Source organism: Synechocystis sp. PCC 7509, assembly GCF_000332075.2.
Classification (GTDB): Bacteria; Cyanobacteriota; Cyanobacteriia; order Cyanobacteriales; family Chroococcidiopsidaceae; genus Aliterella.
The window spans coordinates 2,656,890-2,676,383 of the sequence record NZ_ALVU02000001.1 but is presented as its reverse complement, the minus strand read 5'-3'; the positions used below and the strand labels follow the sequence as shown (position 1 = coordinate 2,676,383).

The window sequence follows — 19,494 nt, the reverse complement described above, 5'->3', positions numbered from 1 at the left end:
TAACAATGGTCAAGCTGAATCTTGCTGAAAAAATCTTTAAAATAATAAAAATTGATAATGAATGTTTTACTAATAAAAAATCAAAGGTTAAGTCATCTTTAAAATTAGTAACATTGTTGATTGGGGGATTTTTTGCAAGCGTGATAGTTGCGGAGAGTCAAATTCAGAGCAAACAAAGTTCTCAAACAAGTAACTTAGAGTTTCCGGTGGAGGTTGATGCTTATCTAGAAAAAAATGATCCCAAACTTAGACAAGAACTTAAAAAGTTGCTAGATCGAGCTATTAAAGACGCTGAAAACCCAACCACTGATGAAATATCGAGTAATTTATGGGCATTGTCAACAAACCAACAAAGTAAAATTAGAAAAACGAGAATTAAGGATGGAAAAATAGAATTTCTCATGGTTACATGGCTATATGTAGATAAAAACAAAGTATCTGAACTTAGTAATCAAAAGGGAAAGAAATACTCTTTCAGCAATTATGTTTGGGTAACAGCAGTGCCTCAAGTACAAGAGTTTTGTCATAGCTGTAAAGGTCTAGCCGTTGATATTCCTGGCTACATCATGCTGCCTCTGCGTTTGCAACAATATTTGGGCTTAAGATTAGAAAATGTCAAAACACACTTTGTTGAAATGTGGGTAAAAGAAGATGATTTATTTAGACCTTGTGTAGATGAAGAAATACATGACTTTAGTTGTAGTGTGTTACCTACAAATACTCTAAAAAATTATCCTGGATTAATAGATCGTAGCAATCGTGATCGGAGTTATCCTTGGACAGGTTTGGGTTATACCTATGACTGGGGTAACTCTCAAAAACCACATATTGGAGCAAGTGAGTTCGTAATTAAAAAAACTAATCAAAAGAAGCAAGTAGAGGTTGAAATAGACTCAATAACGCCAACAGAAAAGTATTGTAGCAATCAGAATTTAACTCAAAATAATTTATTAAAACTTTAGCTAATAACTGACCTATCTTGTTTAACTATTCTCTAAATTACAGTATAGTTTAAATCAGAAGTCTAAAATTTTTAACCATCTCCAATAATGTCTTAATTGCATGAAATATTTACGCCCACAACTAACTTTTATCTTCCTTATAGCAAGCATTTTTATTAGCGGCTGCACTCCAGAAAAAGCAAGAGCCTTACGTTTAGCCGCTATCCAATTTAAAGTTGAATCTCTCGCGGCTATCCAAGCAATTGAACAAATGCACCAGAGGGAAATAGCATCACCACCTCTGTCTCAAACAGAGCTACGAAATAATGCAATTGATAATATTTTGACATCTAAGAAAGAAATCTTTTTGCCTCAAGACTTAGACTTTTTAATCGATCCAGATAAACCTCAGATAGATCCACAAGCACAAGTAGCATGGCAAGCGTTCATTAATAAAATGAACACTCAGTATACAACTTTGGCAGCGATTTATGATGAAGTAGAAAATGGTAGTCTTCTTGCTACTGACGCAGTGAAAAAATCAGCCGAACACGCCAGAATCTTAACGTTGCAAATGGCAGCTTTTGCAACTGTTATTGATAAACATCCACCGATACTACTCCAAGACAGAATCGTTGTCATTGCTGATATAGACACGCTACGCAAGCAATATCAACAAAAAAGAAATGAGGGCGAACCTGATGAGAACCTACAACTATTAAAAGATAAGGCAGGCGAACTTTACGACCAATGGCAGCAAATTGCCGTAGATGAACAAAAGCTACGCGAAACTACATTAGCCCAGTGCTTGAAAGCAGCCATTCTCGGCAAAGAGCTTACACAACTGATTGAACGTTATAACAAGATAAATCTTGACGATCTCAATTCAATTATTGCCAGAGTTTTAGATACTACTGCTGCTATTACTGGACAGGATTATGCTGCACTCAAAACGAGAGCTACAAATGTTTTCGCTGAGATTAAAAACGACCCAATCTGGAGTAAAGCTGCTGATACGGCACTTGCAGAAGTTAATAATGCAGTAGCAAATCGCAATCCACCAGTTTTAGATTCTCAACCCAGTGCTAATAGAAGGGTTCAAAGTAGTAGCTGGTTGCAGATTAACGATCGCATTCTTGTAGCCAACGAGTTAAGGTTGCTGAGTAGAGGAATAGTTGTTAATAAAAATTTAGGTGTTGAGGCATCAAATCATTATTATATTTCGCCGCAGCACCAGACAAGAAAACAAGAGCTAGTTCCATAAATCGACCAAGATTAACTAAAGAGTATCTAAATCATGGATAACAATGACATCTTTTTAGACGAAGCTACTAAAGCTGTTTTTATCATTGGTGTTAAGTATAGACAAGCTGATATTAATGGAAAACAAGAATTAAGACAGCCGCGCGATAAAGCCTTCAGTGCTTACTCAATGGCACGTCTTAAACTGCTTGAAGATGAGGTTATTTGTACTGACGAAGATGTTCAGGAGATGGAAAAAATTCGTCAAGAAATTCAGCAGGCGGCACAAACTCAAACTTTAATTACTGCGATCGCTCGTTTATTCGGAATTTTAATCGCACTATAACTTATTTTCAACAACGAAAGGTTGCGCTCAAAAATAGTTATCATTCAAGCCATGCCTGTACTTCAGTATTCAAGAGTAAGTCAAAAGTGCGATCGCATATCCTACCTACCAACAATAATTATCCACAAGCTAACACCTAAAAAAATAGTAGCAAGATGTTGGGGAAAGAGCGATCGCAATGGTTGACGAGCAATTTTTTGAGTTAAGAGGATTGTCAATAAAACTGAACCAATCAGCGTCACGCCTTGCAAAAATGCTGTAACGGCTGGATGCGCGACTAAAACGGGCATTGTAGAATTGCTATAACCAAAAGTTGCTAAAGTTACTGGTATTATTCGCCCAGCTTCCCCTAATCCCAAACGTAGATAGTGAGCTAAATTTGCTCCCAGTACCAAAGGTAAGTAACCATAGGCTAACTCTACAAAACTGCGCGGTTTAGTATTTTGGAGTTTGTAAACTAATAAAATCAAACCGTAAGCAGCTATAGGAATAATTACCGGAATTGTTAACGCTAAGATAGATGCGACCAAATGAGGGAGAAACGGCTTTATATCTATACTTTCTAAACCCATTGCTTGAATTTCCGGTAAGCGATGCAGAAATACACCACTTAATAGCAGAAATAATAGAGCAACTTCGTAGAAATGAGGTGTGTGAGTTGTCCATAATTCAATCCCTGGGGGACGCAAGTTAAATTCTACCGAGCGGTGGGGACAAGCTTTTAGACAAGTCATGCAGAGTACGCAATCTTTATTATCTTCTAGTTGGGCGGGATGCGAATATAAAGGACACCCATTAGTTTCCATTCCTTCACCTTTTTGCGGGCCGCCTTTGTAGCATTGATAAGTAGTGCATTCCGCCGAACAAGTACCTTGCTGCGCCCGTAATTCCGTCATTGATAGCTTGGCGAATAAGCCATTCATTCCCCCAATCGGACAAAGATAGCGACACCAAAACCTACGTTCAAAAATGGCAGAAAAAATCATTGCTCCGGCGGTGATGAGTAGTAGCAAACAAGCTGATAAATAAGCCGTATCTTCTAAATTCCAGAGTTCTTCCCACAAGAAAATTAGGACGAATAAACCAAATAAAAACCAACCTCCCCACTTTTCTGCTTGTTCTCTGGGCCAGCGTTTTAATTGTCTGGGGACAAGCCACAAAGAGAGCTTTTGCGTAACTTCTCCGTAAATCATAAAGGGACAAATAGAACACCACAACCGCCCGACAAAGGGAAATCCGAGTAGTATTAACGGCCACCACCAAGCCCAAAATAGATTTAGGGCTACATTTTCGCTACGATGTTGCGGGCCAATAAACAACATTCCCACAACGATCGCAAAGACAGTTAAAGTAAAACCATAATTAATCTTGTCGGGCCACCAATCGCTACGCAGAAACCGCCGCAATTGGGGGTACAGATTCAACAAATTGACTCGAAAACGCTTTTTCTTTGTTTCCGCCGCCCAAAATATTTCTTCGGTTAATACTGGTGCGCCTCCAGCTTGAACAATTGCCCTTTCTACCAAGCTTTTCAACTCTTTCAAGTTTCCCGGAAAGTCGTAAGCCTGCAATCTTCGGATAGCTTCGGGAACAACTTTAGGTTTAGGCAAGCTTCTAGCTTGACAGTAAAGGCTGATATAGTAATCTACCTGAGCTTTAATATCAGTTTTTCGCACCCGCAAAGGTGGAACTTTGATATTGTGACCAATACAGCGTTCAATTGTTGGCTGAGTGGTTTCTGAAACAATCAAAATACGGGCTTTAGAAGTCTGCGCTTCAACAGTTTCATCATTACGACTAACGGGGGTATAAGTGTTAGTTCTTAGCAACTGAGCTAAGATTGGGACTAATTCGCGAGGTAATTCTTGAATATTATTAAGAATTAAAGTGCCATTTCCCAGCCATTCCAGCAATCCCGGCTTACCGTTAGCGCGTCCAAACAAGTCTGCGCCGCTAGTTTGTAAAATACCGCAATTTACTTTAATAATTGGTTCTCGTCGTTGGGGTGAACCAAAATGAATTAGGGCGGCGATGTTATCTTTTTCTAAGCCTGGTTCTCCAAATATTAATACTGATTTGCGATCGCCTGCCGCAATTCTAATTTCTTGACGCAAACGCACCGCGTAGCGACTTGTCCCCACAATTCCCCGTTGCGCCTTGGTTACAACATAAGGGCGTAAAGCAACGGTGCGCTCTTGTTCGTAAGTAAAAGCTGTAGTTAATTGAGCTAATTCTTGAGCAAGTTGGCGGGAAAAAGCTTGAGAAATTTCTGGATACTGAGCGACTAATTGCCCAAAGGTGGCGGCGGGTATAGCCCATAAATGACATTCGCTTAAAGCAGTTACAGTCTGCGGTGCTAGTTGCTCTAAAAGTAGTTCTTGTAGGTTAATTACTGCTCCCGGCAAAAAACCATAGGGCGCAGTGGGATTTGTTTTGTTAATGCGATCGCTTTCTAGCTGTCCTTGAATGAGAATATATAATGCAACAGGATTAGTATCTTCTGCAATCAGGCGCGTATTTGCGGGAATAGTTTGTTCTTCAATAACGGCGGAAATCGCTTCTAGTAACGTTGGCGAGAGAATGCCTAAAGCTGTACGTTCTTGTAGCCATACCAATGAATCTAGAGCTGTCATACTTTTTTTCTCTCGTCTAGCTATTCAGTTTGTACTAATTTTAGGCTTTTTATTATGTTGCTAGAATTTTGAGCAGCTTGGTAGTTGTCAAAATTACTATTTTCTTAGTTAAACGCACCTCTAACTCCTTTCTGCCCAAGCTTTTGAATTTTTAATAATTATCTTAAAGCTGATTAAAACTAGATCGTTACAACTCTTGTTTGAGCTTGAGAATTAGAACTAGACTTAGTAGTTACACGAATCTCTACGTCGTTGCCAAGGGCGTTTAAAAATGCAAACAGACGTTCTGTTGAGAATCCTGAAAGCTTGCCATTTACAAGAGCCGAGACTTTTGGTTGATCGATTTCTAGTATTTGTGCTGCTTCTGTTTGGGTCATTTTGCGCGTATTAATTATTTTGCTAATTTGCCGAACGAGTTCCGCTTTGATTAACAATTCTTCAGGATTTTGCAGCCCCATATCGGCAAAAATATTACCACTACTTGATTGCATTTTAATTTCATTGGTCATTTTTATCTGCCTTTAGATTTTGCAATCTTGATGTAATGTACCTATTTTCTGTTTTTTAAATATTCTGCGATCGCATCAGCTAAATTATCTTCAGCTTTATTTACCTCTCCCTCGCCCTTAACTACAAAGTTACACTAGAGAAATGTAAACAAATGTAAAGGTGATAACTTTGGAAACAATTACATTAGGGCAAAGTAGCATAACCGTACCACCATTATGTATTGGTACGTGGGCATGGGGAGATAAGCTATTTTGGAGCTATGGCAGCGATTACAACGAAAAACAGCTAAAAGAAGCCTTTAATGCTGCCTTAGAAGCTGGTACAACTTTCTTTGACACGGCGGAAATTTACGGTTTAGGGCTGTCGGAGGAACTTTTAGGGCAATTCATGCAGCAGAGCGATCGCCCGGCTATAATTGCAACTAAATTTGGCCCTTTACCTTGGCGATTTACCGCTCAATCTGTCTCAGATGCGATCGCAGACAGCCTAAAACGCCTCCAAGTAGAGCAAGTAGCCTTGTATCAAGTACATTGGCCCTTTAGCTTTTTGATGAGCCAAGAAACCCTCATGAATGCCTTAGCTGATGAAGTTCAGCGCGGTAGAATTGGCGCTGTCGGTGTAAGTAATTATTCCGCCCAGCAAATGCAAGAAGCACACCAAATTTTAGCTCGTCGCGGCATACCTTTAGCAGTAAACCAAGTTCGTTACTCGCTGCTAACTAGACAAATTGAAAGTAGTGGAATAACTGCTACAGCCAAACAATTAGGCGTTACGTTGCTGGCTTATAGCCCCTTAGCCCAAGGAAGATTAACAGGTAAATATCGCCCCGATAGTTCCGAAAAACCTACCGGCGCTAGAGCTTTCGATCCCCAATTTAGTAAGGCGGGATTAGAAAAAATTGTACCAGTGGTAGCGGTACTTAGAAAAATTGGTGACTTGCGCGATCGCACTCCCGCCCAAGTAGCCTTAAATTGGGTAATTGCTCAAGGTAATGTAGTCGCAATTTCCGGCGCAAAAACAGCCCAGCAAGTACAGCAAAATGCTGGCTCGTTGGGCTGGAAACTAAATATTGATGAAATTGCCGAGCTAGAACAAGTTAGCCGTCCTTGGCTCAAGTAGCAGGGATTGGGGAAGAAAGTTAATTTCTTCCCAAACCTTTAGCCATTTTTAGATACTGATGGTTGCTGAGAACGCTTAAGTAAAACTGGCTTAGGTGAAGAAACTCTTTCTTCTTCAACACTTCCGGCTTCTGACTGCATCCAAGTAGGACGAGTTTTGTCATAAGCCATTTGTAAAGCCGCCGCCGCGATCGCATGAGCATCGTATTCTTCGCTCAATTCACGGATAATTGGTAAAAATGATGCCAATCTCTCGCCCGATAACGCTTCTTTAACTTGTACCTGTAGCTTCTCGATTTGGCGAGATTCAATTTGCGCTCTAGTAGGAATTGGGTTAATTCTCCAATTTTGGCGGACGTGGCGCTCAATTTGCTGCTGTTTGCGACGCTCAAAAGGCTGCACTACAGAAATTGCCGTTCCTTCATTTCCGGCTCTCCCAGTACGTCCAATCCGGTGAACGTAAGTTTCTACGCTGTCAGGTAAATCGTAGTTAATTACATGGCTCAACTGATCTACATCCAAGCCTCTAGCCGCAATATCTGTCGCAATTACCCATCGTACTTGCTTGTTGCGGAAACGACTTAGTAGCCGCTCTCTAGCTTGTTGCGTCAAGTCTCCATGATACTCATCCGCGCTATGACCAGCATTTTGTAATTGATTAGTCAATTCCGCCGCCGTGCGTCGGGTGCGGACAAAAATTAGCGCTGATTCTGGATCTTCTAGTTCCAAAATTGCCTGTAAAGCTCTAGCTTTCGTCCAATTACGAGGTACTAAGTAAGCTACTTGATTAATTTTTGTAGGTGCGGCTTTAGGTTGCTCTACTGTAATAGTTACAGGAGATTTCAAAAATCTAGCAACTAAGTGGCGAATAGTTACAGGCATTGTTGCCGAGAATAACGCAGTTTGGCGACTGTCTGGGGCTGACTTGAGGATTTTTTCGACATCATCAATAAAGCCCATGCTCAACATTTCGTCGGCTTCATCCAACACAAACCATTTAATCGACTCTAGCTTTAAGTTTCCACGCTCTAGTAAGTCAATTACTCGTCCTGGTGTCCCGACAACGATTTGTACGCCGCGCTTGAGTTGCATCATTTGACGGTCAATAGATTGTCCGCCATAAATTGGCGCTACTCGGATGTCTTGATTGCCTACAAAGCTACTAATAGCTGTGCAAACTTGTACCGCAAGTTCGCGGGTAGGAGTCAAAATTAAAGCTTGCACGCCTTTTTGAGTGCTATCAATTTGCTCTAATATTGGCAAGGCAAAAGCGGCGGTTTTGCCTGTTCCGGTTTGAGATTTTGCTACTACATCATTTCCCTTGAGAATTTCGGGAATTGCTTGCGCTTGGATGTTAGTAGGCTCGGTGAATCCTAGGCTTTCTAATTGGCTAACACGAAATGCCGAAAGTCCTAAGCTTTCAAAAGAAAGAGTCATTTATTCTCCTAATGTTTACGTTTAGATAATGAAATTTGTATGGAGGTCTTACGGGATGTAACGGTTTTAGTTGTAACTATTAACAATTTGCCCGTATAAGTCGTATATGTCAGCGTCCGAGATTGCGACTGGAACAATCGAACCAAGGGCGGCTTCTCCCTGGACGTAGACTAAACCATCTACTTCGGGGGAAAACCGAGCGGAACGTCCAATCAATTCACCAGTCTCAGGATTTTCTTGTTCAATAAGTACGTCTACTACTTGACCGATTTCCTGCTGGTTTCTTTGTAGCGAAATTGGTTGCTGGAGTTCCATCAACTCATCTCGCCTTGCTTCCATCAGTTCTTGAGGCAATTGATTGGGTAACTTGTAAGCGGGAGTTTCTTCTTCTGGTGAAAAAGTAAACACTCCTACGTGATCGAATTGATGGCGCTTTACAAACTGTAACAAATGAGTGTAATGTTCGTCTGTTTCGCCAGGAAATCCGACAATAAAAGTTGTCCGCATGACAGCCTTTGGCAAAGCTGCTTTGAGTTTTTCGACGATCGCATCATTCACAGAACCTTGCCAAGGTCGATTCATTGCCCGTAATATTTCCGGGTGAGAATGTTGCAACGGCAAGTCTAAGTAAGGTAAGACGTTGGGGGTTTCAACCATTGCCTCAATTACTTTTGGCGTTAGCCCGGTAGGATAGGCGTAGTGCATCCGTATCCAAGGAACATCTACTTTGCCAAGTTCCTTTAATAACTCCGCTAACTTGGGTTCGCCGTACAAATCTAAGCCGTAGTTGGTAGTAATTTGGGAAATTAAGATAATTTCCTTTACTCCTTGGCTGGCTAGTAATTTCGCTTCCGTCACAATTGATTCAATGGAACGCGATCGCTGATTTCCTCGCAAGTGAGGAATAATGCAAAAAGCACAGCGATAATCACAGCCTTCGGCGATGCGTAAATAAGCTACACCTTCCGTTGTCGTTCGGTAGCGGGGTGTTGTCTCATCAGCGATATAAGTTGGTTCGGGGGAAACTAGCTTTACTCTTTCTCCTGCCTGTACCCGCGAAATTACATCGACAATTTTGTGGTAGTCGCCAGTACCGACTACAGCTACTGCTTCTGGTAATTCGTCTAGTAGTTGTTCTTGAAAATGCTGCGCCATGCAGCCAGTTATGACAATTTTCTTATCTGCTTGGGCAAGTTCTACCAATGTCCTTACAGATTCTTCTCGTGCTGATTGAATAAAGCTACAAGTATTGACAATGACGTAGTTAGCTAACTCCTCATTGCTGTCTACACTGTAACCTGCTTCTACTAGCAGTCCTAGCATATGTTCGGTATCGATTCGGTTTTTCTCGCAACCTAGATGTGAAATTGCTATGGTTGGCTTATCTCCCATAAAGTGAAATAACGCTCGTATGAAGTTAACTCGATTTTCCTAAAGTGTGATTTTTGACGTTGAAGATAGATCCTTCAACGGTTGTATAATCAACTTAGGAAGCTAGAAAATGCCGTTTGTAGCGGGGGCTTAGTCGATGAAACTATATTTCTTTAAACTTTATAATTTTTAAACTTTAAAGCACCAAATTTGATTTTGGTATAAGCTACCGTACTTTACCCTAGAGATAGGCTCATCTCACAGTAACGCTTGGCGTAGTAGAGGTAAGCCTTTAATTTGCAGGAGTGGCAAACTCCTGTGATTGCATCGTTTTTATCTTAACATAACTTATGGGTACTTTACGGCTAAATTTTCCAATTTTCGGAAAAAAGCATAAAAAGTCCTGTTTGTGTAAAAAATTAACGGAACTTTAGCTAACTATTATTTGGCTGAATTCAGATAGGAAAGAAGTGGACTTAAATCGGCTATTTAAAACTCCAAATCCGATCGTTGGTGTTGTTCATTTACTGCCTTTGCCTACAGCGCCCCGGTGGGGAGGTAGCCTTAAAGCTGTAATCGATCGCGCAGAACAAGAAGCAACGGCTCTAGCTAGTGGCGGAGTTAATGGCATTATTGTCGAAAATTTTTTTGATGCGCCGTTTACAAAGAGCCAGGTAGATCCGGCGGTGGTTAGTGCCATGACCATTGTTATCGATCGGTTGATGAATTTGGTAACTTTACCAATTGGGATCAATGTATTGCGTAATGATGCCCACAGCGCGATCGCTATTGCTAGTGTGGTAAAAGCGCAATTTATCCGGGTAAACGTGCTGATGGGGGTAATGGCGACCGATCAGGGGCTAATTGAGGGTGCGGCCCATCATTTGCTACGCTATCGGCGAGAATTGGGCAGCGATGTGAAAATATTTGCCGATGTTTTAGTAAAACACGCAAGACCATTGAGTTCGCCAAATCTGACGGTGGCGGTACAAGATACTATTGAGCGGGGTTTGGCGGATGGGATCATTTTATCGGGTTGGGCAACGGGTAGCCCGCCAAATCTTGAGGATTTGGAGTTAGCCAGCGCCGCAGCCAAAGGTACGCCAGTTTTTATCGGTAGTGGCGCAAATTGGGAAAACATCTCTACTTTGATGTCCGCCGCCGATGGGGTGATTGTTTCTAGTTCCCTTAAGCGTCACGGGCGGATAGATCAACCGATAGATCCCAATCGGGTTAGTCAGTTTGTGGAGGCGGCTATTAGTGCTAAGTCTCCTTTACCTTCGGTAACGGTCGATCCTGTTACCCTCCGCGCATAATGAAAATAGTTAAAGAAAAACCAAGAATTGGGGGGTCTGCCCCCCAAACCCCCCATTGGGGGACGAGTTGCCTCCCCCAAACCCCCTGCAAAAGGGTCTTATCCTGATGAACGCAAGATTCTGGGGGAATATCTTTTAATTGGGCTTTTTGTGAGGCAAATTAGGTAAATCTTAATTATCGTAGTTTTAATTACTGTGGTTTTTTAAATATAGGGTTAATTTAATGGGTCGCCGTCGTTCTATTCCTTGGATTCATCGCTGGTCACGTCCTATAATTGGCGCGATCGCACTGTTTGGCGCTTTAACTACTGCTTATCTCACTTACGTCAAACTTTCCCTCAATCCTGCTGCTTGTCCTACCGAAAGCTGCGATCTAGTTCTTTCTAGTCCCTACGCGGAAATTTTTGGGCAGCCTTTAGCTTTGTTTGGGTTTTTGGCTTACGTCAGTATGCTGATTTTTGCTTTAGCTCCTTTGGCGATTGATAGCATCAAAAATAAAGATTTACATAGCAAAATCGAGAATACAACTTGGTTGCTACTTTTAGCTGGTGCGATCGCTATGACGGTTTTTAGCAGCTATTTGATGTACTTACTAGCTTTTGAACTCAAAGCTTTATGTATCTACTGCTTGGCTTCAGCGCTATTTTCCCTGACTTTGCTAGTATTAACAATCCTTGGTCGCACTTGGGAAGATATCGGACAAATTTTCTTTACGGCGATCGTTGTCGGCATGATAACCCTAATTGGCACTTTAGGCGCTTATGCTGGGGTCAATAGAGGTGTTGTTGCTCCCACTGGACAGGTAGCGGTACGCCCCATAACTCAACCAAGTCCCGGCATTGGCTGGGAAATTACTACTGTTTCTGGACAATCAGAAATCGATCTAGCTCGTCACTTAACTAAAGTCGGCGTTAAAGAATATATTGGTTGGTGGTGTCCTCATTGTCACGAGCAAAAGTTATTGTTTGGCAAGGAAGCTTATAAGGAAATTAATGGTATCGAATGCGCCGAAGGTGGCATCGATCCCCGTCCAGATTTGTGTAAAACTGCAAAAATTGAAAGCTTCCCCACTTGGGAAATTAAAGGCAAGTTATACCCCGGAGTCAAGTCTTTAAATGAACTTGCAAACCTTTCTGGCTATACAGGCGATCGCAATTTTGCCATTCTAGCTGCTCCCCAGTAATCCCGACTTCCACACTTTAGCTCTCTCTACTAAGGTGTGGACTTGCCACTGGTTCTCGGTTTGCGGATAGTCTTGGCGATAATGTCCGCCTCGGCTTTCGGTGCGAAATAGGGCGCTTTGCAAAATTAAATAAGCAATATCTAGTAAATTACGGGTTTCTCCCCACAAATACAATTGTTGCGGGGGAGTTTCTGCGCCAAAACTACCGATTTGACCGCTAGGCAAGTTAAACAAAAATTGACTTAAAGGTAACTCGGCAAATTCAGAGCGCCATAGTTCTATTTGAGCAATTCCTACTTCTAAACTTTTTTGCTCTCGACAAATTCCCGCACTTTGCCACACTAAACGCGGTAATTGATCGCGGAGTTTGGCTAAAACTTCCTGTTGAGCATCCCAGTCAGTTGCACTCAGTTTAAATACCGATTCTGTATTGGGTTGTTCTATAAAATCTACTTCTTCTAGCTCCAAATTAGCCATCTGAGCGCCAAATACAATACACTCCAACAAGGAATTACTCGCTAAACGATTAGCACCATGCACTCCGGTACTAGCAGTCTCTCCTACGGCGTACAAGCCTAGTATAGATGTGCGATTCATTAAGTCTGTAACAATTCCACCCATCCAGTAATGCGCCGCCGGAGCAACGGGGATCGGTTGAGAAAATATATCTAATCCCCAACGTTTGCAAACTTGGATGATATTGGGGAAACGATGGCTAATTTTTTCCTTGGGAAGACTTCGCAAATCTAGCCAAACATTCGCCTTGGTTGGATCGGTAGCAGTATTTTGTAAATGAGTGAAAATAGCCCTACTAACAACGTCTCTTGGTGCTAATTCGCCTTTGGGGTGATAATCAAAAGCAAACCGTCTCCCCGTATCATCGACTAAATGCGCTCCTTCTCCCCGCACTGCTTCGCTAATTAAAAAGCTATTTGCTCCCGGAATAGTTAAAGCTGTAGGGTGAAATTGGACAAATTCTAAGTCTCGAAGCACTGCGCCACTACGCCAAGACATTGCTACCCCATCCCCCGTACTTACCGCCGGATTGGTGGTGTGAGCAAAAACTTGACCGCCACCCCCGGTTGCTAAAACAACTGCTTTGGCTCGTACCCAAATTACTCGATTTTCATAAATGAGGCTAATTCCCTGACAGTGACCTGTTTGTGGCTCTATCCACAAGCTTAAGGCTAAGGTTTTTTGAATAATTGAAATATTTTTACGTTGCAAGACTTGGGCGGTAAGAGTTGTAATTACTTCTTTCCCGGTTGTATCGGCGGCGTGTAGAACTCGGCGGCGCGAATGAGCGGCTTCTAAAGTTAAGGCTAATTGCTCTCCTTGGCGATCAAAAGCTACTCCCATCCCTACTAATGATTGAATGCAGCTTGGGGCTTTTTCTGCCAAAAAATTCACCGCGTCAAAGTCACATAAACCTGCTCCCGCCGCGATTGTGTCTTCTAAATGCAGGGAAGGAGAATCTTCGGGCGACATCGCCGCCGCTATTCCACCTTGCGCCCACTCGCTGGCGGATAAAGACACTGTATCTTTGGTAATCAAACCCACAGAATAGGTTTCGGGAAGACAAAGCGCGGTGTACAGACCTGCTGCACCCGCGCCTACTACTAAAACATCAAAAGATTGAGAGAGATTTTGTAACTGAATCAAGGTGTTGAAAATAGTTTTAAGTTAAACATATATTTATAACTCAAAACTTGCTTAACTTGGAGCATCGCCTTTACAAATCGGTTATCTGTAAATTCCGTTGTTGTAGCGATCGTCGCCTTCGTTAAATACAGAATCAGATTCGGTGACGGTGAAATTATCCAAGTTGCCTTGCAGGATTTCTTTTTGGCGATCGCTTAAGCCCACAATTTTTAATACGTCTTCTACTTGGTTGTAGGGAGCGTTTTGAATAATGGCTTTAGCTAAAGTTGGGTACATTCCCGCGTAGCGTTGGAAAGCTCGGACGTTAGTGTTATTTAAGTCAATTTTTTTGCCAAACTCCGTGTCTAGCTTGTCGTCAGCTTTATTGCGTAATTCCTTGGTAGGTAATTCTACTTTGGCTAAAATTGGTACAGATGTATGAAAGCTAGGCAAAGATAGAGCGATCGCGCGGGAATCTACCCCCACTAATCCCCAGCATCCTAGGACTACTAGCAATATTGTTAATCCGCGTATAAAAATTCTCACGTTTTCTATTTACCTCTTGTTTGGGCGTGGCTGAGATCGATACAGCACTTATCAGAAACTAATATACAGCGATGCGCGACCCCTAATATTTACAATGCTGTTAAGGAATGCTGCTTTTCTAACTCGCCCCAGATAAACTGCGTAAATGATCCAGTAATTCGCTACAGTCTAGGCTAAAGTAAATTGTATTATTTAGTTTTACTGTTGAACAGATAGCCGACGCTGGCAAGGGTAGATAGTATTCAATCACTACTATAAAAATTTTTATTTATGAGTTCTTCGTCCTCAAAACAGGGTAACTTTACTAAACTAGCTTTGTCGTTTTTAAGTGGGACAGTGCTTATTGCTAGTGTTGCTGTCTCCGCGTTAATAATTGGTGGCAAACAACTTTCACTTTTAGAAGGATGGGAATTAAGTTTTGCTGATACTTTAGTTCGCCTGCAACCAGATAAAGGTATAGATCCGCGCTTATTAGTTGTAGCGGTAGATGAAGAAGATATCCGCAATTTAGGTAAGTGGCCCGCTAGCGATCGCGTCATCAATCAGTTGCTAGATAAGCTTAACCAAAATCAACCCGCCGCTATTGGTTTGGATATTTATCGCGATTTGCCCCTTGAGCCAGGTAATGCCGAATTAGTCACAAACTTGCAACTAACAGATAATATTATTGCTGTATGTAAGTCGGGGAATGGCGATCGCGATCGCGGTGTAGCTCCCCCCAAAGAAGTACCAAGCGATCGCTTGGGATTTAGCGATATTGTTGTCGATGGCGATAGTGTAGTACGGCGCAATTTACTAACTTTGACTCCGGCTACCAACTCGGCGTGTCCGGCGGAATACTCTTTTAGTTTTCAACTTGCCTTGCATTATTTGGCAAAGCAAGGCATAAAGCTAGAAAAGACATCTCAAGAACACTGGAAGCTAGGCAATACTATCTTTACCCCAATAAATAACGATACGGCAGAATATCAAAATATTGACGCTAGAGGCTACCAAATATTATTAAATTACCGATCGCCTAGCCTAGTTGCCGACCAAATTAATTTAACAGATGTCCTGAAAGGCAATTTTGACCCCAAGCTAGTCAAAGATCGGGTAGTTTTAATTGGTGTAACTGCTAGTAGTGGCAATGATTTTTTGTATACGCCTTACAGTAAAGGGCAAAGGCAAGATTTACGGATGCCTGGGGTAGTAGTTCACGCCCAAGCTATAAGTCAAATATTAACCGCCGCAACCAATAATAAATCTCTCTTTTGGACGATGCCAGGGTGGGCGGAAGTTCCCTGGATTTTTGTTTGGTCGGTGGTAGGCGGAGTTGTAGCCTGGCGGCTGCGCAATCCTTTAATTATTGTGGGCTTGGAAATTGTTGCTGTAGCTGGATTATTGGGAATAGGTTTAGCGATCTTTTCTGGATTTGGTAGAGTGCCATTAGTACCGCCAGCCCTGGCTTTGCTACTAACGGGTGCGAGTGTTGCTTCTTATAAAGGTTATAAAAATTATTCCTCCGTAGCACAATTACCTGAATCCGTAAATTCTACTAACTATGAAGAAGACCAAACTCAGCTACCCCAATCAGACACCGTAGAGAGCAATCTACTCGATGGACGTTACAAAGTTGTCAGCAATATTGGCAAAGGTGGGTTTGGGGAAACTTATTTAGCTGAAGATACCAAAAGACCAGGAAATCCCTATTGTGTGGTTAAGCAATTAAAGCCTACTCGCACGGATGAAAAGTTTTTAGAAATTGCTAGGCGTTTTTTTAATACAGAAGCAAAAACTTTAGAAACTGTTGGTAGAAACGATCGCATTCCTCAGCTTTTAGCCTACTTTGAAGCAAATAAGGAGTTTTATTTAGTTCAAGAGTATATCAAAGGTCATTCTTTAAGTGATGAACTTACCCCCGGTAAAAAACTATCAGCACCTTATGTTGTGGCTTTGCTTAAAGATGTCGTTGAAGTTCTGCAATTTATTCACGGTTTCGGTGTAATTCATCGAGATATCAAGCCAGGTAACATTATGCGGCGCGAAGCTGATGGACGGTTGGTTTTAATTGACTTTGGGGCTGTAAAACAGTTAGAAACGCAAATTGCTGATGTGTCAGAAAGTAATACGGTGGCGATTGGTACGTCTGGTTATGCGCCCCCCGAACAACTACTCGGACAACCCGTACTTAATAGCGATATTTATGCTTTAGGGATGATTGGGATTCAAGCGTTGGTTGGCGTACCAGCAGTACAAATTCCCAAAGATCCGGTAACTAAAGAAGTTATTTGGCGCGATCGCACTTCAGTTAGCGACAAGTTAGCAGCTATTCTAGACAAAATGGTTGCTTATCGCCACGAGCAAAGGTATCAGTCGGCGATGGAGGTTATTGTGGACTTAAAAGCATATATTCCCCCACAGTGATTGTAGCGGCGCAAGGGTGGATAATTGATTCCCCCAAGGTGTCAGATTGTTTCTCACTGCCCCATTACCCCAAATTATGCTCAACTAGATATAAATTGACTACTTCTTAACTAATGGCTTGTAAACAATATCGCTCTTGGTTGTGGCTGCTACCAGTTGTACTAACAATTAGTAGTGTTCCTAGGTCGCTACCAGCGCAAACCCCACCATTACAAATTCCTTCTCTCCCCGATGTCCAGCCATTCCCTGCCCCCATTCCCTCTTTTGAACTACTGCAACCATTACCGCCTCCAGAAGAATTATTACAGCCAAGTTTGCCTACTCCCACACCGCTAGAAAATGCCCCTGGCGGACTGCAAACAATAAATATTGAACGTTTTGAAGTAGTTGGTAGTACAGTATTTTCCTCTGAACAGTTGGCGAAAGTTCTTGCTCCCTTTACCAATAAACCAATTTCCTTTGCCGAATTATTCCAAGCTCGTTCGGCGATAACGCAACTTTATTTTGATAACGGCTACATAACATCTGGAGCCTATATTCCTCCTCAAACCCTGCAAGGTAAGGTAGTGACAATTACCGTACTGGAAGGAGGCTTAGAAAGCCTCCAAGTAACGGGAACAAAATATCTCAACTCTAACTACATTCGCCGCCGCCTTGCGATCGCCACTAATACGCCCATTAATCGCGATCGCCTTTTACAAGCCTTGCAACTACTGCAACTCAATCCTTTAATTAGTAATATATCTGCGGAGCTGTCGGCGGGAACTCGCCCTAGTCAAAGCATTTTAGCAGTACAAGTTACTGAAGCTCAAAGTACAACAGTACAAGCCACTATTGATAACGGGCGATCGCCCGCAGCCGGAAGTTTTCGACGCAACTTACAATTAAATGAAGGGAATTTACTGGGAATCGGCGATCGCGTTATTTTTGCTTATGCCAATACTGATGGTAGCAACGCCATCGATGCGAGTTATGCTTTGCCGCTCAATCCCCGCAATGGTACGCTTAGTCTTGGCTATAGTACAAACTCAAGCAGCGTTATTGAGCCACCTTTTGACTTGCTAGATATAAGTTCTGAATCTCGTTACTATGACGTAACTTTGCGTCAGCCAATTATTCAAACTCCAAGTCAAGAACTGGCTGTAGGTATAAGCGCAAGTCGCCTTGAAAGCGAAACTTCTTTACTAGATATCCCTTTTGCTTTGTCCATAGGCGCAGATGAGCAAGGCAGAACGCGAATTTCTGCCCTGAGATTTTTTCAAGAATGGACTGGGCGAAATACCCGCCAAGTAATTGCAGCGCGATCGCAGTTTAACTTAGGAGTTGGCGCTTTTGATGCCACGGTCAACGCCGAAAAGCCCGATAGCCGTTTCCTCTCCTGGCAAGGACAAACCCAATGGGTGCGCCGATTAGCACCAGAAACATTACTTTTAGTACGCGGTAATGTTCAGCTATCAGCTAACTCTCTTTTACCTCTAGAACAGTTTAGTTTGGGCGGTTTGCAAAACGTTCGCGGCTACCGTCAAGATTTACTTTTGACTGATAATGGGGCTTTTGCTTCGGCAGAGGTGAGATTGCCTGTTTTGCGGGTTTCTGGCTGGAATGCGGTTTTACAAGTAGCTCCCTTTGTCGATGTGGGCAGCACCTGGAACGCTGGTAGAGAGTCGCCAGAACGCAATTCCCTAGCTTCTTTAGGTTTGGGTTTAATTTGGCAGCAAAGTAATCGCTTTACCGCGCGGCTTGATTACGGTATCCCTTTAATTTCTGTATCTTCCACTGAAAGAACATGGCAAGAAAACGGTTTATATTTTTCTGTGTTTTACAACCCTTTTTAATTAAACCAACAAAAAAATTTGGCAAGTTTTCTCAGCATTTTAGGTTTGGCTTTAATTATCGAAGTTTTATTAAGGTTGCCCCTAAGAAGGAGGTGTTCTGGGGAAGTATTGCTTTTTACTCCAAAAGTCCACCGTGATGTAGATACACTAGCTAATTTGCTTTTCTAAATTAGGCAGTAGTGAAGTTCAAACAAATGTTAATTTTTTATGTCTGATAGTCCTAGGTTAGATGAACAAGCGATCGCCAAAGCCGCCCAATTAGGTATATCGAGTCAGTTAGATGCCGCCGAAAAAATTAATGTGGATGTCCGCACTGATTTACTCAAGGTTGTGCAAGGACAAGCCGATTCTATTAATGTTTCCGGTCAAGGCTTAGTGCTGCAAACAGATATCCGGGTGCAGGAAATGGAGTTGCGCCTAGATAACGTTGCCATTGACCCCTTGAGCGCTTTATTAGGGCAAATAGAATTAACTCATCCGGTAAATGCGATCGCTAAATTTGTCCTTACCCAAGAGGACTTAAATCGTACTTTAAGCTCCGATTACGTTAAAAATAAAATGCAAAACCTAGATTTGGATGTAGAGGGGCAAATCGTGACTATGGCGTTGCAGCAAGTAGAATTGTTGCTTCCCTACCAAAATAAAATAGACGTGAATGGCAGTGCTTTGTTGACAGAAAAGGGTAATACTAGGCAACTTGGGTTTAATGCTGTAATTCGACCCCGTACCCACCAGCAACCGATACTAATTGAAAGCTTTAAGTGTACTGGCGGGGAAAATATCTCTCTAGAACTAGCGGTAGCTTTGTTAGAAAAAATGAAACAACTAACGCAATTGCCGTTTATTGAACTAGAAAAAATGGCACTGCGCGTCAAAGAACTAGAAGTAAACCCAGGTAGGTTAACTCTCCACACCGAAGCTCATGTAAAAGAAATACCGCAAGCTTAAGCTTTAAAGGGCGATCGCCCT

At 42.2% G+C, this 19,494-nt stretch carries 15 protein-coding genes; 9 read left to right on the top strand and 6 right to left on the bottom strand.

Annotation, left to right across the window (positions count from 1 at the left end; genetic code table 11):
* Positions 1-5 precede the first annotated feature (5 nt).
* From SYN7509_RS25905 to SYN7509_RS0213355, 3 genes are all read left to right on the top strand, one after another.
* Entirely contained in the window at positions 6-962 is a 957-nt protein-coding gene (locus tag SYN7509_RS25905; RefSeq protein ID WP_009631349.1) for a hypothetical protein, read from the top strand.
* Positions 963-1,062: 100 nt separating this feature from the next.
* Entirely contained in the window at positions 1,063-2,205 is a 1,143-nt protein-coding gene (locus tag SYN7509_RS0213360; RefSeq protein WP_009631348.1) for a hypothetical protein, read from the top strand.
* Positions 2,206-2,238: 33 nt separating this feature from the next.
* Positions 2,239-2,529, top strand: coding sequence for a hypothetical protein (locus SYN7509_RS0213355; protein ID WP_009631347.1), 291 nt, complete (start codon positions 2,239-2,241; stop codon positions 2,527-2,529).
* A gap of 101 nt (positions 2,530-2,630) precedes the next feature.
* On the opposite strand, the gene SYN7509_RS0213350 is transcribed toward SYN7509_RS0213355, so the two are convergent.
* The gene (locus tag SYN7509_RS0213350) at positions 2,631-5,162 is read right to left on the bottom strand and encodes a sigma 54-interacting transcriptional regulator (RefSeq protein ID WP_009631346.1); all 2,532 of its coding nucleotides are present in this window, start codon (positions 5,160-5,162) and stop codon (positions 2,631-2,633) included.
* A 179-nt stretch (positions 5,163-5,341) separates the two neighbouring features.
* Positions 5,342-5,671 (bottom strand): helix-turn-helix domain-containing protein, encoded by a 330-nt coding sequence (locus SYN7509_RS0213345; protein ID WP_009631345.1) that lies wholly within the window; start codon positions 5,669-5,671, stop codon positions 5,342-5,344.
* A gap of 160 nt (positions 5,672-5,831) precedes the next feature.
* Between SYN7509_RS0213345 and SYN7509_RS0213340 the strand changes: the two genes are divergently transcribed.
* The gene (locus SYN7509_RS0213340; protein ID WP_009631344.1) at positions 5,832-6,791 is read left to right on the top strand and encodes an aldo/keto reductase; all 960 of its coding nucleotides are present in this window, start codon (positions 5,832-5,834) and stop codon (positions 6,789-6,791) included.
* A gap of 38 nt (positions 6,792-6,829) precedes the next feature.
* Here the strand turns inward: SYN7509_RS0213340 and SYN7509_RS0213335 are convergent, their stop codons facing one another.
* Together SYN7509_RS0213335 and rimO are read right to left on the bottom strand one after the other, a co-directional pair.
* Positions 6,830-8,227: a DEAD/DEAH box helicase gene (locus SYN7509_RS0213335; RefSeq protein WP_009631343.1), complete on the bottom strand. Its 1,398-nt coding sequence runs from the start codon at positions 8,225-8,227 to the stop codon at positions 6,830-6,832.
* Between the two features lie 66 nt (positions 8,228-8,293).
* Positions 8,294-9,619 carry a 30S ribosomal protein S12 methylthiotransferase RimO gene (rimO, locus tag SYN7509_RS0213330; protein WP_009631342.1) on the bottom strand — a complete coding sequence of 442 codons (1,326 nt, stop codon included), beginning with the start codon at positions 9,617-9,619 and terminating at the stop codon, positions 8,294-8,296.
* Between the two features lie 449 nt (positions 9,620-10,068).
* Here rimO and btpA point away from each other — a divergent pair, with 449 nt between their 5' ends.
* The gene (btpA, locus tag SYN7509_RS0213325) at positions 10,069-10,914 is read left to right on the top strand and encodes a photosystem I biogenesis protein BtpA (RefSeq protein ID WP_009631341.1); all 846 of its coding nucleotides are present in this window, start codon (positions 10,069-10,071) and stop codon (positions 10,912-10,914) included.
* A 223-nt stretch (positions 10,915-11,137) separates the two neighbouring features.
* Entirely contained in the window at positions 11,138-12,097 is a 960-nt protein-coding gene (locus SYN7509_RS0213320) for a vitamin K epoxide reductase family protein (protein WP_009630306.1), read from the top strand.
* On the opposite strand, the gene nadB is transcribed toward SYN7509_RS0213320, so the two are convergent.
* Positions 12,080-13,759: an L-aspartate oxidase gene (gene nadB, locus SYN7509_RS0213315; protein WP_009630305.1), complete on the bottom strand. Its 1,680-nt coding sequence runs from the start codon at positions 13,757-13,759 to the stop codon at positions 12,080-12,082. The two genes, SYN7509_RS0213320 and nadB, sit on opposite strands and share 18 nt — an antisense overlap.
* A gap of 81 nt (positions 13,760-13,840) precedes the next feature.
* Positions 13,841-14,284, bottom strand: a complete 444-nt coding sequence (gene psbU, locus SYN7509_RS0213310; RefSeq protein WP_009630304.1) for a photosystem II complex extrinsic protein PsbU — start codon at positions 14,282-14,284, stop codon at positions 13,841-13,843.
* 270 nt (positions 14,285-14,554) lie between these two features.
* On the opposite strand from psbU, the gene SYN7509_RS0213305 reads away from it, so the two are divergent.
* The 3 genes from SYN7509_RS0213305 to SYN7509_RS0213295 all read left to right on the top strand — a co-directional run bounded on the left by SYN7509_RS0213305 (position 14,555) and on the right by SYN7509_RS0213295 (position 19,473).
* A complete protein-coding gene (locus tag SYN7509_RS0213305; RefSeq protein WP_009630303.1) occupies positions 14,555-16,690 on the top strand; it encodes a CHASE2 domain-containing serine/threonine-protein kinase in 2,136 nt (711 codons plus the stop codon).
* Between the two features lie 113 nt (positions 16,691-16,803).
* A complete protein-coding gene (locus SYN7509_RS0213300) occupies positions 16,804-18,525 on the top strand; it encodes a ShlB/FhaC/HecB family hemolysin secretion/activation protein (protein WP_009630302.1) in 1,722 nt (573 codons plus the stop codon).
* Positions 18,526-18,732: 207 nt separating this feature from the next.
* Positions 18,733-19,473, top strand: a complete 741-nt coding sequence (locus SYN7509_RS0213295; RefSeq protein ID WP_009630301.1) for an LmeA family phospholipid-binding protein — start codon at positions 18,733-18,735, stop codon at positions 19,471-19,473.
* Positions 19,474-19,494 lie beyond the last annotated feature (21 nt).